The 16,065-nt window shown below is 35.1% G+C and carries 13 protein-coding genes; all 13 read left to right on the top strand.

Annotation, left to right across the window (positions count from 1 at the left end; all coding sequences use genetic code 11):
* The first annotated feature begins 80 nt into the window (after positions 1-80).
* Positions 81-956, top strand: a complete 876-nt coding sequence (locus tag F823_RS0101185) for a DMT family transporter (RefSeq protein WP_002846556.1) — start codon at positions 81-83, stop codon at positions 954-956.
* 981 nt (positions 957-1,937) lie between these two features.
* Entirely contained in the window at positions 1,938-2,693 is a 756-nt protein-coding gene (locus tag F823_RS0101175; RefSeq protein WP_002846554.1) for a PIG-L family deacetylase, read from the top strand.
* Positions 2,694-3,110: 417 nt separating this feature from the next.
* Positions 3,111-4,664, top strand: coding sequence for a cell wall-binding repeat-containing protein (locus F823_RS0101170; protein ID WP_002846553.1), 1,554 nt, complete (start codon positions 3,111-3,113; stop codon positions 4,662-4,664).
* Between the two features lie 36 nt (positions 4,665-4,700).
* The gene (locus F823_RS0101165; protein ID WP_019595281.1) at positions 4,701-6,053 is read left to right on the top strand and encodes a cell wall-binding repeat-containing protein; all 1,353 of its coding nucleotides are present in this window, start codon (positions 4,701-4,703) and stop codon (positions 6,051-6,053) included.
* Between the two features lie 119 nt (positions 6,054-6,172).
* Complete coding sequence (efp, locus tag F823_RS0101160; protein WP_002844644.1) at positions 6,173-6,736, top strand: elongation factor P; 564 nt, start codon at positions 6,173-6,175, stop codon at positions 6,734-6,736.
* 80 nt (positions 6,737-6,816) lie between these two features.
* The gene (rnc, locus tag F823_RS0101155; protein ID WP_002846551.1) at positions 6,817-7,527 is read left to right on the top strand and encodes a ribonuclease III; all 711 of its coding nucleotides are present in this window, start codon (positions 6,817-6,819) and stop codon (positions 7,525-7,527) included.
* Positions 7,527-8,669 carry an elongator complex protein 3 gene (locus tag F823_RS0101150; RefSeq protein WP_002846550.1) on the top strand — a complete coding sequence of 381 codons (1,143 nt, stop codon included), beginning with the start codon at positions 7,527-7,529 and terminating at the stop codon, positions 8,667-8,669. The genes rnc and F823_RS0101150 overlap by 1 nt, the downstream gene beginning before the upstream one ends.
* Before the next feature lie 14 nt (positions 8,670-8,683).
* Entirely contained in the window at positions 8,684-12,232 is a 3,549-nt protein-coding gene (gene smc, locus F823_RS0101145; protein ID WP_019595280.1) for a chromosome segregation protein SMC, read from the top strand.
* A gap of 8 nt (positions 12,233-12,240) precedes the next feature.
* Positions 12,241-13,377, top strand: coding sequence for a signal recognition particle-docking protein FtsY (ftsY, locus tag F823_RS0101140; protein ID WP_002846548.1), 1,137 nt, complete (start codon positions 12,241-12,243; stop codon positions 13,375-13,377).
* Positions 13,378-13,634: 257 nt separating this feature from the next.
* Positions 13,635-13,988, top strand: coding sequence for a YlxM family DNA-binding protein (gene ylxM / locus F823_RS0101135; RefSeq protein WP_002844569.1), 354 nt, complete (start codon positions 13,635-13,637; stop codon positions 13,986-13,988).
* Entirely contained in the window at positions 13,988-15,346 is a 1,359-nt protein-coding gene (gene ffh, locus F823_RS0101130) for a signal recognition particle protein (protein ID WP_002844568.1), read from the top strand. The genes ylxM and ffh overlap by 1 nt, the downstream gene beginning before the upstream one ends.
* Positions 15,347-15,521: 175 nt before the next feature.
* Positions 15,522-15,773: a 30S ribosomal protein S16 gene (gene rpsP, locus F823_RS0101125; protein ID WP_002844564.1), complete on the top strand. Its 252-nt coding sequence runs from the start codon at positions 15,522-15,524 to the stop codon at positions 15,771-15,773.
* A 21-nt stretch (positions 15,774-15,794) separates the two neighbouring features.
* Positions 15,795-16,028, top strand: coding sequence for a KH domain-containing protein (locus F823_RS0101120; protein WP_002844573.1), 234 nt, complete (start codon positions 15,795-15,797; stop codon positions 16,026-16,028).
* The last annotated feature ends 37 nt before the right edge of the window (positions 16,029-16,065 follow it).

Below are 16,065 nucleotides of genomic sequence, written 5' to 3'. Positions count from 1 at the left end.
ATGATATAGACAGAATGCTATTATAAATTGTAGACCCTATTTTGTCTATATCATCTATATTTGATTAGTTTGGAGGTAATATGACTAATAAGAAAAAGATGCACATACTTGCGATGACAACCATATTATTTTGGGCTCTTGCCTTTCCTGCTAGTAAGATAGCAATGAAACACTATAACCCGTTTTCATTAGCATTTTTAAGGGTTACGATAGCATCATGCGTACTCCTTATAATTGGTAAAGCTACTGGAATAAGACCACCTAAGAAGGAAGATTTAGTATGGTTCTTATTGTCTGGTGCTTGTGGATTTGGTATATATTTATTTTTATTTAATTTGGGTATGCAGACTGTGACATCAGCTACAGGTAGCATTATAATAGCACTTACGCCAGTTATGACAGCCATTGGCGCCCACCACATATATAGAGAGAGGATTAATATTGTCGGTTGGATTTCAATGGCTGCAGCCTTTGGTGGGGTACTTATTATGATGCTTTGGAATGGTATATTATCCTTTAACTTTGGGATGTTGTGGGTATTTTGTTCAGCAGTTTTATTCTGTATCTACAACCTTCTAAATAGGAGATTTGCATCACAGGGTTATAAGGCTATAGAGATAGTTACTTATTCCATGGTTGCATCGGCGCTTATACTTAGTCCATTCTCAGTGAGAGGATTTAGAGAAGTTGCACTAGCCCAGCCTAAAGAGATAATTACTCTACTTGTCTTGGGGGCTGTCTGTAGCGCAATAGCATATTTTTTATGGAGCTTGGCAATGTCATATGCCACCTATACTAGTGAGGTTGCTAATTACAGCTTTACAACACCCTTTGTTGCCAGTATTTTGGCGGCTCTTATGATGGGTGAAGTACCAGACACATCTACTATAGTTGGTGGCTTGGTAATTATTGTGAGTATTTTGGTTTTTAGCTTTAGAGGTAAAGAAAAAATATAAAAAAAATAAGGGTAATGGGGATGACCCAAAAGTAAGTTTTTACAAAAATTAAAAATGCTAAATTTCAATGTTTTACTTTGTTGAATTTAGCATTTTTTGTATTTTCTAAGAATTATGAGTCAGCTTCTTTTGACATGCTTGACGGATGAGCCTATTTATAATTTAGTCCTGTTTATATTGTATGAATTTAATTTTAAATTCGTATATTATGGCAGGCCACAAAAGTAATAAAAGTATCAGAAAAATAATGAAAATAATATTAGTTGTATTATTATTTCTCAAGCTGTACAAGCTGAATAGACTATTATTAAAATACTTTCCTGTTATAATAAAGTTTACTATAAATGCTATCACATACAAATTATATACGATAAGCATTGTATATTTCACTAGTTTTGGTGTGAATAGTATGATGATAGAACTTAATAGGAGAATAACTACCAGAAGTACTAAATATAAAAAAGAAGTTGCGCTTATATATCTTATGCAAAAATATATTGAAACAAAGAATAGTATTAGCAAGAGAAGTGATTTTCCTATATTATTTTTCTTTAAAATACTATCGATTTTTTTAATTAAATTAATCATTGTAATCTCCTTATGCAAAATAAATACTTACGTTTATTCCTTTCTGTCTGCTCTTTTCCACAAATACCCATTAGCATCAAACTTACACCATTTTCTATTTGATTCTTTTTCAAGATAGAACCACCGCTAGTATTAAGTTACTTTTTTTCATAATAAATCCCCACCCTTATAGAAATAAAAATTATTTTCAAATATATATTATCATTTAAAATTAATTTTGTCTACTAAAATATTATATATATTCATAAAAAATTTAATAAAAATACAATTCTATATATTGATTTAGAATTTTTTTCAACACATATTATAAAATGAAAAATTAAAGCTAAAACACAGGTTTTGATGTTAAATTTAGATTGAGGATTTTTATATTTAACAAATGAGGATGTAAAGATGAAAAAAAATAATTACATTAAGAAGAAGATACTTGTGTTTTCTGCATTGATATCTTATAAGGATTATGTTATTTTTTATCCTCAGCATCAAGATGACGAAGTCTTATGGGCAGGAAGTGCAATAAGGTATGCAATAAGAGCTAGAGGATCAGATCACGTTTTGATAGCCTTAGTGTCATCTGGAACTGGTCACAAGATATTTAAAAAGAATGAGTTTAAAAACATGACTCAGAGACAGAAGGCGGAATATAGAAATAGAGAATTTATGGAGTCCTGTCATCATCTAGGCATACCGAAAGAAAATATATTTTTTATATACAAGGAAAGAGGCGACTGGAGAACTGACTTCAAACTTGAAAGAAAATTTGCCTTGGAGATTGAAAAGAAATACAAAAGCGTTACACATATAACTCACTCCTATAAATACGATGATCATTTTATGCATAGAGCAAATGGGCAGACCCTATATGAACTTTGGAAAGAAGATAAGATAGGAGATTTGAGGTTTTATCTTAAACCATTTTTGGTAAAGTATGTAGATGCCAGTAAAAATATATTAAATGTATATAGCGTAAATAATGAGGAAGACTATACAAGAATAAAAGATGCTTGTAAGGCTTATAAGTATATTAATCCGGATATGCTAAGAGCAGGTATAGGTTACAAGACTGACTTTTTGAGTTTTGACTCATTGGTGTATGATAGTAGTCAAAAATCATATATAATTATTCAAAATAACAAGAAAGAAGGATAGTCAGTATATAATTGCTAGGTAAATTAGTTACTAGTTTATAGAGCTTTTTTGCAAACTTGAAAGTGAGTTACTAGTGTGTAGAAATCTTATGCAAATTGTAAGTATATATAATATCTTGATTTAAATCGACCCCTAAAAGTTATTAATAAAAAATAACGATTAGGAGGTCGTTTTTCATGGAAAAATATTCATTCAATTTATATGCATTAGCAGAAAATATTTTTTATTTGTGGTATTATTTCAAATAATTTTCATATTAGTATTGTATAATTAATAAGAGAGATGATTCTCTTGATTTTTATTTTAAGAAAACGATATCATAAATTTTGTGAAATATTTCAAAGTTACTTAAATATGGGCGTGATAAAAATATTAAATTAATTTATATAAGTGTTTTAAGAGGAAAGGAGAGTTTGAATGAAAAAACAAATGGTACTAGTTTTAACTGCAACAATGTTATTTTCTACTTTATCCTCAGGAGCTAAGGCAGATAGCAGGATACTGAATATTATGGGAAATAATAGAACAGAGACGTCTGCAATAGCAGCAAAATTATCAGATGATTCATCGATTGAGGATTATGGTAAAATCCAGGGCAATTATGTATTTGCAAACTCAAAATATTTTTCAGATGCATTGAGTGCATATAACCTAGTGTTTGACAAAAATGCTAGACTTATCCTAATTGACAATAGTACTGATATAGATAAGTACATAAATGGTGCCAATAATGCCTATATAGTAGGAGGTACAGGGGCAATATCTAGTCAAATGGAGAACAAAATTAGGTCTAGGTTTAAGATGGTCAAGAGATATGGTGGTTCAAATAGGTATATTACCAATAGTTTGATACTTGATGATTGTAACTTTACTAAGCTTGGTATTGCTGATGGAAGAAATTATCCAGATGCATTGGCAGCGAGTGGATATTTGAGAGAAAATGGATACGGACTTAAGTTAGTTAATGGATCTAACAAGTATGTCTTAGATTCTAGGTATGAAGGTATCTGTACTTTTGGTGGTGTAAACTCTGTTAAATATGCTATGGGACATAGGATAGCTGGTAAAAATAGGTATGAAACATCCCAAAAAATAAATTCAATGTTTAGTCCAAAGTCAGCAGCTATGGTTTACGGAGAAGATTTCCCGGATGCTATGGCAGCCCTTAATGTTATATTTAGAAATTACCAAGGCAATGACAAGAAACCTACTGCAGTTGTCTTATCAAAAGGAAGCCTAAATAATAATGACAAACAATATTTATCTAAGATGTCTGAGGTGTATTTGGTAGGTGGAAGGGTAAAAGATGTATTTAAATCAAATGACAAAATAGATGAAAAAACAAATGTAAGTGATAAAATATCCAAAAATCCAAAGCCAAAGCCAATTGAAGAAAGTGGATTAATTATTGAGTCAGAAACCAATAATTTGCCAGTAAAAAAACTTTCTTATGATAAATATATGGAAACTTTTAGAGATGACCTGACTGACCGAGAAAGAGAACTTGCAAAAAGGGTTAATGACTACAGAGAGTCAAAGGGACTAGCTAGACTACCTATTTCAAAAAGTTTGACTAAAGTTGCAAGATCACATGTATGGGACCAAAACAATAATTATAGGCCTAGAACTGATTCAAGAGGAATCAGTGGTAATTTTCATGGTTGGTCAGATAATGGACCTTGGAAGGGGGTAATATATACAGGTGATCATCACTATGCTGAATTGATGTGGAGTAAGCCATCTGAACTAAGCGAATATACAGGTTATGGATATGAAATTTCAGCAGGAGGCGGATTTATTAGACCTAAAGAAGCATTGGAATTGTGGAAGCATTCTTCAGGACATAATGCAGTAATTGTAGGCGAAGGCGCTTGGGCAGGGCTTACTACCATGGGCGTAGGAATAGATGGTGAATATTCAAATATTTGGTTTGGAAAAGATACTGACCCTGCTGGTTATTACAGTGAATAATTATAATTTGTTATGATTAATTTTAAGGAGATTACGATGAAAAAATTATTATCTAAAATTTTTGCGGTTGTGCTTTCGATATTCATGCTTGTACCTGCATATGCGGATACAAACAAGAGGGTTGATCGAATAGCTGGAGGAAACCGAGAAGAGACAAGTGTAAAAATATCTAAAGAATCATTTGATACATCTGAATATGCAATACTTGCTACAGAAGGGGATTATCCAGATTCTCTATCAGGTGGTCAGTTGGCTCTTACGATTCAGGCACCTATACTACTAACTAAGAAAAATCAGGTAAGTAAAGGTGTTGTCGACGAGATGAGAAGACTAGGTGTTAAAAAAGTATTTGTTTTAGGTGGTACATCATCTATTTCAGATAGTGTCCTAGAAGGTATTGGTGACTTTAATCCAGAAAGATTAGGTGGTATAGATAGATATGAGACATCGAGGATAATTGCTAACAAGACTAAGGAACTAGGAGAAGCCAAGGGTATAAAATACGATGAAATGGTTGTTACGGATGGAAAAAACTTCCCTGATGCCCTATCTGCCAACTCATACTTATACAATAGGGGTGCCATTATGGTATTGAGTAGGGGAGACTATATTCCAAAAACAGATATGAAAGTTACTGTAATAGGTGGAGTTAGTTCGCTACCTTTTGCTGGCGTACCAGTAAACAGGATAGCTGGAAAGGATAGGTATGAGACATCAACATTAGTAGCAGAGAGATTCAAGGGTGGCCTAGAAACAGCAATACTTGCGAGTGGAGAATCATTCCCAGATGCACTTACATCTACAGGTCTAATGATAAAGAATAATGCACCATTGCTTATTACTCCACCAAAGCATATGAAGATAGGTATATTAGGCTACTTGAACAAGTTCTCAAATGTTGTAATAGTTGGTGGTTATAATACAATATCAAAGGAAATCGAGCAGGTGACTATAACAGGAAAATTGATTAAACCACAGCCAAAACCACAGCCACAGCCACAACCAAAGCCACAGACAAGGCCTGTATCTAAAAAAGTGGTAATCAATTGGCCAAGGGGTATATGTCAGATGTCGTTGGATAAAAATACTTTTGATAAGTACTTATCTTATAAAATAAATTCATACAATAATTTAGTGTTTTATTCGAAAAAAGATGGAAATGAAGAAATTAGCGAATATGCTGTTTTCGATGAGAGAGGATATAGGGAATTAGGGTATAGAGACAGGGCACACCTATTTAGAATCGTAGAGAAAAAAGGTAAAAAGCTCTACATTATAGGAGCGTGCTATAAACCATATTTTACAAATACAGCAGCATGTAAAGTTGAAAATAGAATTTCAAATAGTTTGAGTGGACTTAATGGGTTTAGAGTTAGATCTTTAAGATAAAAGATATAACTTTAATAGACGAATACCTTATTAATAATCCCTCAAATCCTAGACAATTCAATACTTAAGTGGTATAATTAATTGGATAAACATTTATAATTAATTTTGGAGGGTAAGAGATGGTAACAGCAAGTGATTTTAGAAAGGGCGTAACTTTCGAAAAGGACGGACAGCCTTGCTTAGTTGTAGATTTCCAGCACGTTAAGCCAGGAAAGGGAGCAGCCTTTGTTAGAACTAAGTACAAGAATTTGATAACAGGTGCAATAAGAGAAGAAGCCTTCAACCCTAGTGATAAATTCCCTAAAGCAAACATAGAAACAAAGCAGATGCAGTATCTATACAATGATGGAGAATTATATTACTTCATGGATGAAGAAACATATGATCAGATACCTCTTAACTATGAGCAGGTAGAAGATGCTATCAAGTTCTTAAAGGAAAATGAAGTAGCAACTATAAGATTCTATCAGGGATCACCATTCCAGGTAGAAGGTCCAAACTTTGTTGAGTTAGAAATAGTTGACACAGAGCCAGGTATCAAGGGAGATACAGCAAGTAATGTTACTAAGGCGGCAACTGTTGAAACAGGTGCAGTAATACAGGTACCATTATTTATTAACGTTGGAGATAAGGTAAAGATAGACACTAGAACAAGTGAATACTTATCAAGAGTTAACCAGTAATCGAATTAAAATACCTGTAATTTACTTACAGGTATTTTTGATTATACAAAATGAAATAAAATATACAAGGAGTGGTAGAAATGGCGTCCCTAAAGGGTCAAATAAGAGAAAAAATCAGCTCTTTTGAAAAGAAGATAGGCTATGTTTTTAATGACAAGGAAAATATACAGGTAGCTCTTACACATTCTTCTTTTGCAAATGAGCACAAGGAATACAAATACAATGAAAGACTTGAATTTTTGGGTGACTCTGTACTAGGTTTAGTTGTGAGTGATTATTTATTCAGTGTTAGAACAGATTTGCCAGAAGGTCAGTTGACGAAGTTTAGGGCAAATGTGGTTTGTGAAGAATCCCTTAGTGTTGTAGCTAGAAAGTTGAACCTTGGTGAGTACTTATTGCTTGGTAATGGAGAAAGACAATCAGGTGGTAGCGACAGAGATTCAATATTAGCAGATGCGACTGAAGCAGTTATAGCTGCAATTTATATAGATGGTGGTTTAGATAAGGCAAAAGAATTTATCATGTATAATCTAAGAGATGTAATAGCAAAGACTATTGATGGCAATATCTTCAGAGACTATAAGACTATATTACAGGAAGTAATCCAGAGTAAAAATGGAAGGATTTCTTATAGGTTGGTCCAGGAAAAGGGACCTGACCATGATAAGGTATTTGAGATGGAAGTAAGGTCAGGCAATAAGGTACTTGGCTTTGGTCTAGGCAAGAACAAGAAGGATGCAGAAAAAGAAGCTGCTAAAAACGCCCTAGAAAATATGGGAGAAGATATATAATGAAGAAAAAGATAATACCCATATTTGTACCCCACCAAGGCTGTCCCCATGACTGTATCTTCTGTAATCAGAAGAAGATAACAGGTCTGTCTACCTCTATGACAGATGAGGATGCAAGGGATATAATTATCGAGAGTCTAAAGACTATACCAGATGATGCTGAGGTTGAGATAGCATTTTTTGGTGGAAGTTTTACAGCAATAGATACAGACATACAAAGAAAATTGTTGTCAGTTGCCAAAGACTTCAAGGATATGGGCAAGATAGATGACATAAGACTTTCTACACGACCAGACTGTATAGATGACAAGGAACTTGACCTACTAAAAGAGTATGGTGTCACTATAATTGAGTTGGGTGTTCAGTCTATGAATGAGGATGTACTTGTCAAGAGTATCAGAGGCCACCATAGGGATGTGGTATTTACAAGTGCCAAGATGATAAAGGTTGCAGGCTTTAAGCTAGGCCTACAGATGATGCTAGGTCTTCCAGGAGATTCAAAGGACAGGTGTATAAGCACTGCTAGGGACTTTGTTGATATTAAGCCAGATTTTGTCAGGATCTATCCTACCTTGGTTATCAAGGAGACGGGTCTTGAAGAAGAGTTAAAATCAGGAAGGTATAGACCATTTACTATAGAAGAATGTATAGATATTACCAAGAGATTGATGGTGATATTCTACCTAAATGATATTGGAGTTATAAGGGTAGGATTACAGGCAACTGAGGATATACAGCTTGGTCTAGATGTACTGGCAGGGCCATACCATCCAGCATTTAGAGAACTGGTTCGTTCAAGGATGGTCAGGGATTATTTAGATGATGTCATATCTAGAAGATATGAAGAAGAGGGGTACGATCCTAGTAAGGGTGATAATTGTAAGAGTTTTGAAAATGGCTATGTTAAAATAGACAAAAAAGACCTGCTTATCAAGGCTAACCCTAGGGACATATCCATGATAGTAGGAGATAAGAGATCAAATAGAGAATATATAAACACTAAATATATGACTAGGTTTAAGATTATGGCAGACAAGAACCTAGTAGATGAATTAGTAGTGATGATAGATGGTAAATTAGTTGATAGGATTACCTATAAAGATTTGTATATTAGGCTAGCAAAACTATACCAGTTGGGCTAGTGAAAGGAGATAGAATGTATTTAAAGAAGCTTGAGTTGAAGGGGTTTAAGTCCTTTCCAATGAAAACAGATATATTCTTTGATAAGGGTGTTACGGCAATAGTAGGTCCTAATGGCAGTGGTAAGAGTAATATATCCGATGCTGTAAGGTGGGTCCTAGGTGAGCAGAGTATCAAGAGTCTTCGTGGTGAAAAAATGGAAGACGTGATCTTTTCAGGTACTGATTCCAAGAAGGCCATGAATTATTGTGAAGTTGCTATCACCCTAGATAATTCTAACGGTGAAATAGACATAGATTCAAACGAATTGGTCATCAAAAGAAAGGCCTACAGGACTGGTGAGTCTAATTTTTATATAAATGGTAAATCATGTAGACTAAAGGACATCAGGGAAATTTTGATGGACACAGGCATAGGCAAGGATGGCTACTCTATTATAGAACAGGGTAAGGTTGAAGATATACTAAGCAACAATCCTGCCAATAGGAGAAAGATATTTGATGAGGCTTGCGGTATAGCCAAGTATAGATATAAAAAGAATGAAGCAGAGAGAAACCTTAAAAAATCTAGTGAAAATCTAGAAAGGATAAATGATATATTTGAAGAGGTGGACAAGCAGTTGAAACCTCTTGAGAGACAGCAGGTAAAGGCCAAAAAGTACATAGTCCTAAGAGATGAATTAAAAATTCTTGAAATAAATGACTTTATAAACAAAAACAAGGGACTAGAAGAAGAAATCAGCCAATATACAGCTAAGATCCAGGAGATATCAAAAGAGATGGAAATCTTGGGTCAGGAAAAATTTGATCTTGAAGAAGACCTAGTTTCTCTATCTAAGGAGATTGACGAATTAGAAATCTTGTTAGACAAGATGGGTGAAGACAACATAGATATGAAAACAAAAATTTCATATAAGAAGTCAGAAATTCAGGTGTCTAAGGAAAAGGTCAAATTCCAAGAGGGTGAGATTGAAAGAAAGAAAAATGAAATTAAGCTCGCTGATAAAAAAATAGAAGTAGATAATATAGAGCTTGACAAGGTCCACAAGAGGGCTGATGAAAAGTCATACGAAATAGAGTCTATAGAAGAATCTATGGAAGATATCTTCAATCAGAAAATCAGGCTAGAAAAGGTGCTAGAAGACCTTGATAATAAGATAAATGATAACAAGTCAACATCAATATCCTTGTTAGAAAAAAGAGAAAATATATCTCAGGATTTTGCAAGGGTTGGTGCTAATATTGATAATATGAAGGCTAGGCTTGAGGATATAGGCATCCAAATAGATGACCTAAACAAGGAAATAGGACTAGATGACAAGGACATTGATTCAAAGAATCTAGAGCTTGAAGACCTATCTAAAGACCTAGACAAGATAACAAAGACTATATCTGAAAAGTCTTTAGAGTTAAAAGACAGAGAGTCTGATTATAGGGCAAAGACCAAGAGCCAGCAGGACCTAAATTACTCAATAGCAAGTTTAAGGAGTAAGCACAACACATATGTAGATATGGAAAACCACCACGAAGGATTTAACAGGGGTGTAAAAGAGGTCCTTAAAAACAAGAATATCAAGGGTATAAGAGGTGCTTTTGGAGAACTTGTAAGTGTTCCTCAAAAATATGAAAAGGCCATAGAGGCTTCCCTTGGTGCTGCAATACAGAATGTAGTAGTAGAAGATGAGGCCTCAGCAAAGACAGCTATTAGCTACCTTAAAAAGAACAATTTAGGCAGGGTTACGTTTTTGCCTATGAATGTTATGAGGTCAAATAAGTTGAAATTTGATAGGACCTATAAGACAGACTACATAGGTATATGCTCAGACCTTATCCAATACAGCAAAGAGTATACAAGCCTAGTTGAAAACCTACTTGGTAGGGTTGTTCTTGTAGAGGATATAGACAGGGCAGTAGCCCTTGCTAGAGAAGCAGGCCATAGGTTTAAGATAGTCACACTTGAAGGAGATATAGTAAATCCAGGTGGTGCTCTGACAGGTGGATCCCTAAAGGTCAATAGTAATATATTGTCCAGGAAGAGGATAATAAATGAACTAGACTTAGAAATAAAGTCTAAGGAAAAGGACAAATTGAACCTTGAAAATACAATAAGAGAATCTCATGAGTATATAGAGGACCTAGAAAAAGAGATAGAAGTCCTTAGAAATTCAAAATTAGGCAAAGATAGGTCAAGGATAGGTCTTGAAACAGAGTTGAAGATATTGACTGAATCTAAGTCTAATAAGAAAAAGAATATAGAATCATACAAGGAAGAATCAAGTAAAATAAGAGATTCTATTGAATCTAGTAAAAAGATATATGATGAGTGCCAAAATACACTTGAAAGCATATCCATTGAATCAAAGGACAATACATCAAATATAGAAGACCTTGTTCTTGAACACAAAAAGGCTAACCTAGAATTTGGTGAGGTGGTAAAGGTATATAACGAGAAGAACCTAGACCTAGTAAGGGAAAAGGAAGCCTTTAAAAACCTAATAGAAGAAATATCAAGAATCTCTAATGATATAGATGAATCCAAAGACAGGCAGAAAAAACTAGGAGACTCCATAGCTGAAAACGAAAATGAGCTAAACTTCCTAGACGAGCTGATAGAAAAGTATGAAAAAGAGCTCGTTGAAATGGAAGCTAACTTGGAAGAAATGTCCCAGACCATGGTTGAAAAAAGGTTGGAAAAAGACGACCTTAGGATTGGATATGATGAAAAGAAAAGACTTGCTAGGGAAAAGGATAGGTCATACAACAATTATAGGGAAGAAAACTTCAACTATGAGTCAAAACTTGATCGTGCTAGGGTTGCAAGTGACAACATACTTACAAATCTATATGAAAAGTATGACTTGACCTATGTTCATGCTATGGACTACAGGGACCAGGAACTAGAAGTAGACCTTGCAAAGATAGAGAAACTTAAAAAGTCTATCAAAAACCTAGGAAATGTTAACCTAGACTCAATAGATGAGTACGAAGAGATAAAGGAACGTCATGAGTTTTACTCAAGTCAGAAGATAGACCTAGAAGAGTCAATAGAATCCCTAAACGGACTTATTGATGATCTAGTAGAAAAGATGAAGAAGGAATTTCTTGATAGCTTTAAAATAATAAATGACAACTTTAAAAAGGTATATAAGAGTCTATTTGAAGGTGGAAATGCTGACCTAAAGATCAGTGATTATGAAAATGTACTTTCTTGTGATATAGAGATTACAGCCCAGCCTCCTGGCAAAAAGATGAAGAACCTATCCCTACTATCAGGTGGAGAAAAGGCCATGACAGCTATCTGTATCCTATTTGCAATACTGATATCAAAGCCGACACCTTTCTGTATACTTGATGAAATAGAGGCCCCACTTGATGATGTCAATGTGTATAGGTTTGGAGCGTTTTTAAAAGACCTAAGTTCAGGTACCCAGTTTGTTGCAGTTACACACAGGAGGGGGACTATGGAGGTTGCTGACTATATTTATGGTATTACAATGCAGGAAAAAGGGGTATCATCTGTAATAAGTATTAGGCTAAATGAAGCTGAAAAGATGATAGAGTCATAGGAGGTAATATGTTTAAATTCTGGAAAAAGTCTGAAGACAAAGAGCTTGAAGAAATAGAAAAAGAAGAAATTCATAAAGAAGCCATAGAAAAAATAGAAGAACTTGAAGAAATTGTCAAGGAAGAGCAGGAGAAAAAGAAAGAGTTAATCGAAGAACTTGACCAGTTGTCTGAGCTTAATTCGGATGATAAGTATGCTCAAGATGAAGTAGAAGAAGAACTGCAAGAAGAGGTTAAAAAGGGACTTTTTGCTCGTCTTATGGAGGGATTATCCAAGACTAAGTCCAATATTATGGGCAGGGTAGATGATATACTAAATTCCTACACAAAGATAGACGAAGATCTTTTAGAAGAGCTTGAAGAAGTCCTAATAACTGCGGATGTTGGGCTTACAACTACTATGGATATCATAGACCAGTTGAGGGTCATGATTAAAAAGAGGGGGGTTACAGACCCACTTGAAGTAAGAGACCTATTAAAGGAGATAATATCTAACATACTTACAGAGGGCAATCCTAAGATAGAGATAGATCCTAGTCCCGCAGTCATAGTCATGGTAGGAGTAAATGGTGTAGGCAAGACTACAACTATAGGCAAACTAGCTCAAAAATATAAAAAAGACGGCAAAAAGGTAATGCTTGCTGCTGCTGATACATTTAGGGCAGCTGCTACCGAACAGCTTGACATATGGGCTACAAGGGTTGGAGTAGACATAATAAAGCACCACGAAGGAGCAGATCCAGGAGCTGTTATATTCGATGCTATAAAGGCATCACAGTCTAGAAAAGTAGACCTACTTATATGTGACACTGCAGGAAGACTCCACAACAAGGCCAATTTGATGAACGAGCTAGGCAAGATATTTAAGATAATAGATAGGGAATATCCAGAGGCTAAAAAGGAAGTACTATTAGTTGTAGATGCTACAACTGGTCAGAATGCTGTCAGCCAGGCCAAGACATTCAAAGAGGTTGCAGACATAACAGGCATAGTCCTTACCAAGCTAGACGGTACTGCCAAGGGTGGAGTAGTATTAGCTGTTAAGTCTGAGGTTGATGTGCCGGTCAAGCTAATAGGTGTAGGTGAAAAGGCAGAAGACCTACAGGTATTTGATGCCCAGTCATTTACAGATGCTATATTTGGATAGGATGTAAATTCAAGTGAAATTACTATTTGTATAGAACATAGGTTTAAGTGAAATTACTATTTGTATAGAACATAGGTTTAAGTGAAATTACTAAGAATATTTATTAAGTGTAAAGTATATTTTTGATATTGGCTTTTCAACAAGAAGTGTCAATGTTAAATACTTTACACTTTTTGCTTAAAAGTATTGACTTTTATCCATTGATGGGGTATCATATAACTTGTGTAAAGTGAAAGACCTTTACAGAAGGAGGACTAATGGATATACAGAAGATGGTTGAAATAGAAATATTGTACGCCCAGTACGGTCCTTTACTAACTGAAAAACAAAGAGATATTCTTTCCATGTATTATGAAGAGGATTATTCCCTAGGTGAGATAAGTAATATACTTGGCACTTCTAGGCAGTCGATATTTGACAGTTTGAGAAGATCGGAAAAATCTCTTAGAGATTATGAAGACAAGCTAGGTATGGCAAAGAAATTAAGTAAAATAGATGATAAAATAGATAAGTTGGCTGATATCATACAAAATGAACCTAAAGGTGATGATTGCCTTGGAGACAGAGGTCAGCTGATGGTATTAATTGACGAAATTAGGGAGTTGATATAATGATATTTGAAGGTCTATCAGAAAAGCTTCAAAACGCATTTGGCAAGCTGAGATCTAAGGGCAAGCTTACAGAAGAAGATGTAAAGCTAGCCATGAGAGAGGTCAAGATGGCCCTACTTGAAGCAGACGTAAACTTCAAGGTTGTCAAAGACTTTATAAAGGTAGTCCAAGAGCGTTGTATTGGCGAAGATGTAATGAAGAGTCTTACACCAGGACAGATGGTTGTTAAGATAGTTAATGAAGAGTTGACAGCACTGATGGGTGATGTCCAGTCCAAGATCAGTTTCTCAAGTAAATCTCCAACGGTAATAATGATGGTTGGTCTACAGGGTGCTGGTAAGACGACTACTTCAGGTAAGCTAGCAGGCTACCTAAAGGGACAGGGTAAGAATCCTTTATTGGTTGCAGGAGACGTATACAGGCCAGCAGCTATCAAGCAGTTGCAGGTTGTAGGCGAGAAGCTGGACATAGAAGTGTTCACACTTGGAGACAAGGTATCTCCAGTTGATATAGCAAAGGCTGCTCTAGAGCACGCCAACAAGAACAAGAATGATTTGGTAATCATAGATACTGCTGGTAGGCTCCATGTTGATGAAGTCTTGATGCAGGAATTGAAGGATATCAAGTCTGTGGCTAGACCACAAGAGATCCTATTGGTTGTAGATGCTATGACAGGACAGGATGCTGTAAACGTAGCAGAGAGCTTTGATACAGCCCTAGGAATTGATGGTGTTGTACTTACAAAGATGGATGGTGACACAAGAGGTGGAGCGGCCCTATCTATTAGAGCTGTGACTAAGAAGCCAATCAAGTTTGTAGGTATGGGAGAAAAACTAGACAATATAGAACCATTCTATCCAGACAGGATGGCATCTAGGATACTGGGAATGGGAGATGTTCTTACTCTTATTGAAAAGGCACAGTCAAGCCTAGACATGGAAAAAGCCAAAGAGCTTGAAGCCAAAATGAGAAAGAACGAAATGGATTTTGAAGACTTCCTAAACCAGTTAGAACAAATCCAGAAGATAGGATCAATAGATAAAATTATGGATATGATTCCTGGTATGGGTGGAATGAAAGCCCAGATGGGAGATATGGAAAAGGGCAAGAAAGAGCTAAAAAAGACAAAGGCGATAATCCAGTCCATGACAGTAAAGGAACGTAGGAACCCATCTATATTAAATGCTTCAAGAAAAAAGAGAATTGCAAGAGGTAGTGCTACAACAGTAGCAGATGTAAATAGACTTATCAAGCAGTTCAACGAAATGAAGAAGATGATGAAGATGTTCCAGTCGGGCAATATGATGGGCAAGATGAAAAAAGGTGGTTTTCCAAAACTACCAAAGCTACCATTTTAGGTGCTTGTTAGTAGGCTAGTGTATATATTAGAGGCTAGGCATATAAATCTCAGTTAAAAATAAAAGAATGAGATAAAGGATAAGTTAAATTGATATAGTTCTTGGCTAGATAGCATGATTGAGAAATATATCTAAAATAAATAATAATTAATTAATAAAATTTGGAGGAATAACAATGGCAGTAAAGATCAGATTAAGAAGAATGGGAACACATAAGAGACCTTTTTACAGAGTAATAGTAGCAGATGCTAGATCACCAAGAAATGGTAGATTCATAGAAGAAATAGGATACTACAACCCACTAACTGAACCAAAGCAGGTTAAGATTGACGAAGAAAAGGCTATAAAGTGGTTAGCAACTGGTGCACAGCCAACAGAAGTTGTTAAGAAGCTTTTCGCTGCAAACGGAATAGCACTATCTAAATAATCCTTTTTAGGAGTTGATATTATGAAGGAGCTAATTGAAGGAATAGCAAAGGCTCTTGTTGATAACCCTGATAGTGTCGAAGTTGAGGAAATAGTGAATGGTAAGGATGTACTTTTAAAGCTGAAGGTAGAAGACTCAGAAATGGGAAAAGTAATCGGCAAAAAAGGTAGAATTGCTAAATCTATGAGAACCGTACTAAAGTCAGTATCAAACAAGAAGAAAGTAAATGCAAGTTTAGAAATTGTCGAGGATTAGGGTTACCTAATCCTTTTTCTAAATTACAATTACAGGT

It is taken from the genome of Peptostreptococcus anaerobius VPI 4330 = DSM 2949, assembly GCF_000381525.1.
In the GTDB taxonomy this organism is placed as follows: domain Bacteria; phylum Bacillota; class Clostridia; order Peptostreptococcales; family Peptostreptococcaceae; genus Peptostreptococcus; species Peptostreptococcus anaerobius.
This window is presented reverse-complemented; position numbering and strand designations above follow the sequence as displayed.

Coding starts and splice junctions, on each gene's coding strand:
- F823_RS0101185 (WP_002846556.1), top strand. CDS start 81: ATGACTAATAAGAAAAAGATGCACATACTTGCGATGACAACCATATTA.
- F823_RS0101175 (WP_002846554.1), top strand. CDS start 1,938: ATGAAAAAAAATAATTACATTAAGAAGAAGATACTTGTGTTTTCTGCA.
- F823_RS0101170 (WP_002846553.1), top strand. CDS start 3,111: ATGAAAAAACAAATGGTACTAGTTTTAACTGCAACAATGTTATTTTCT.
- F823_RS0101165 (WP_019595281.1), top strand. CDS start 4,701: ATGAAAAAATTATTATCTAAAATTTTTGCGGTTGTGCTTTCGATATTC.
- efp (WP_002844644.1), top strand. CDS start 6,173: ATGGTAACAGCAAGTGATTTTAGAAAGGGCGTAACTTTCGAAAAGGAC.
- rnc (WP_002846551.1), top strand. CDS start 6,817: ATGGCGTCCCTAAAGGGTCAAATAAGAGAAAAAATCAGCTCTTTTGAA.
- F823_RS0101150 (WP_002846550.1), top strand. CDS start 7,527: ATGAAGAAAAAGATAATACCCATATTTGTACCCCACCAAGGCTGTCCC.
- smc (WP_019595280.1), top strand. CDS start 8,684: ATGTATTTAAAGAAGCTTGAGTTGAAGGGGTTTAAGTCCTTTCCAATG.
- ftsY (WP_002846548.1), top strand. CDS start 12,241: ATGTTTAAATTCTGGAAAAAGTCTGAAGACAAAGAGCTTGAAGAAATA.
- ylxM (WP_002844569.1), top strand. CDS start 13,635: ATGGATATACAGAAGATGGTTGAAATAGAAATATTGTACGCCCAGTAC.
- ffh (WP_002844568.1), top strand. CDS start 13,988: ATGATATTTGAAGGTCTATCAGAAAAGCTTCAAAACGCATTTGGCAAG.
- rpsP (WP_002844564.1), top strand. CDS start 15,522: ATGGCAGTAAAGATCAGATTAAGAAGAATGGGAACACATAAGAGACCT.
- F823_RS0101120 (WP_002844573.1), top strand. CDS start 15,795: ATGAAGGAGCTAATTGAAGGAATAGCAAAGGCTCTTGTTGATAACCCT.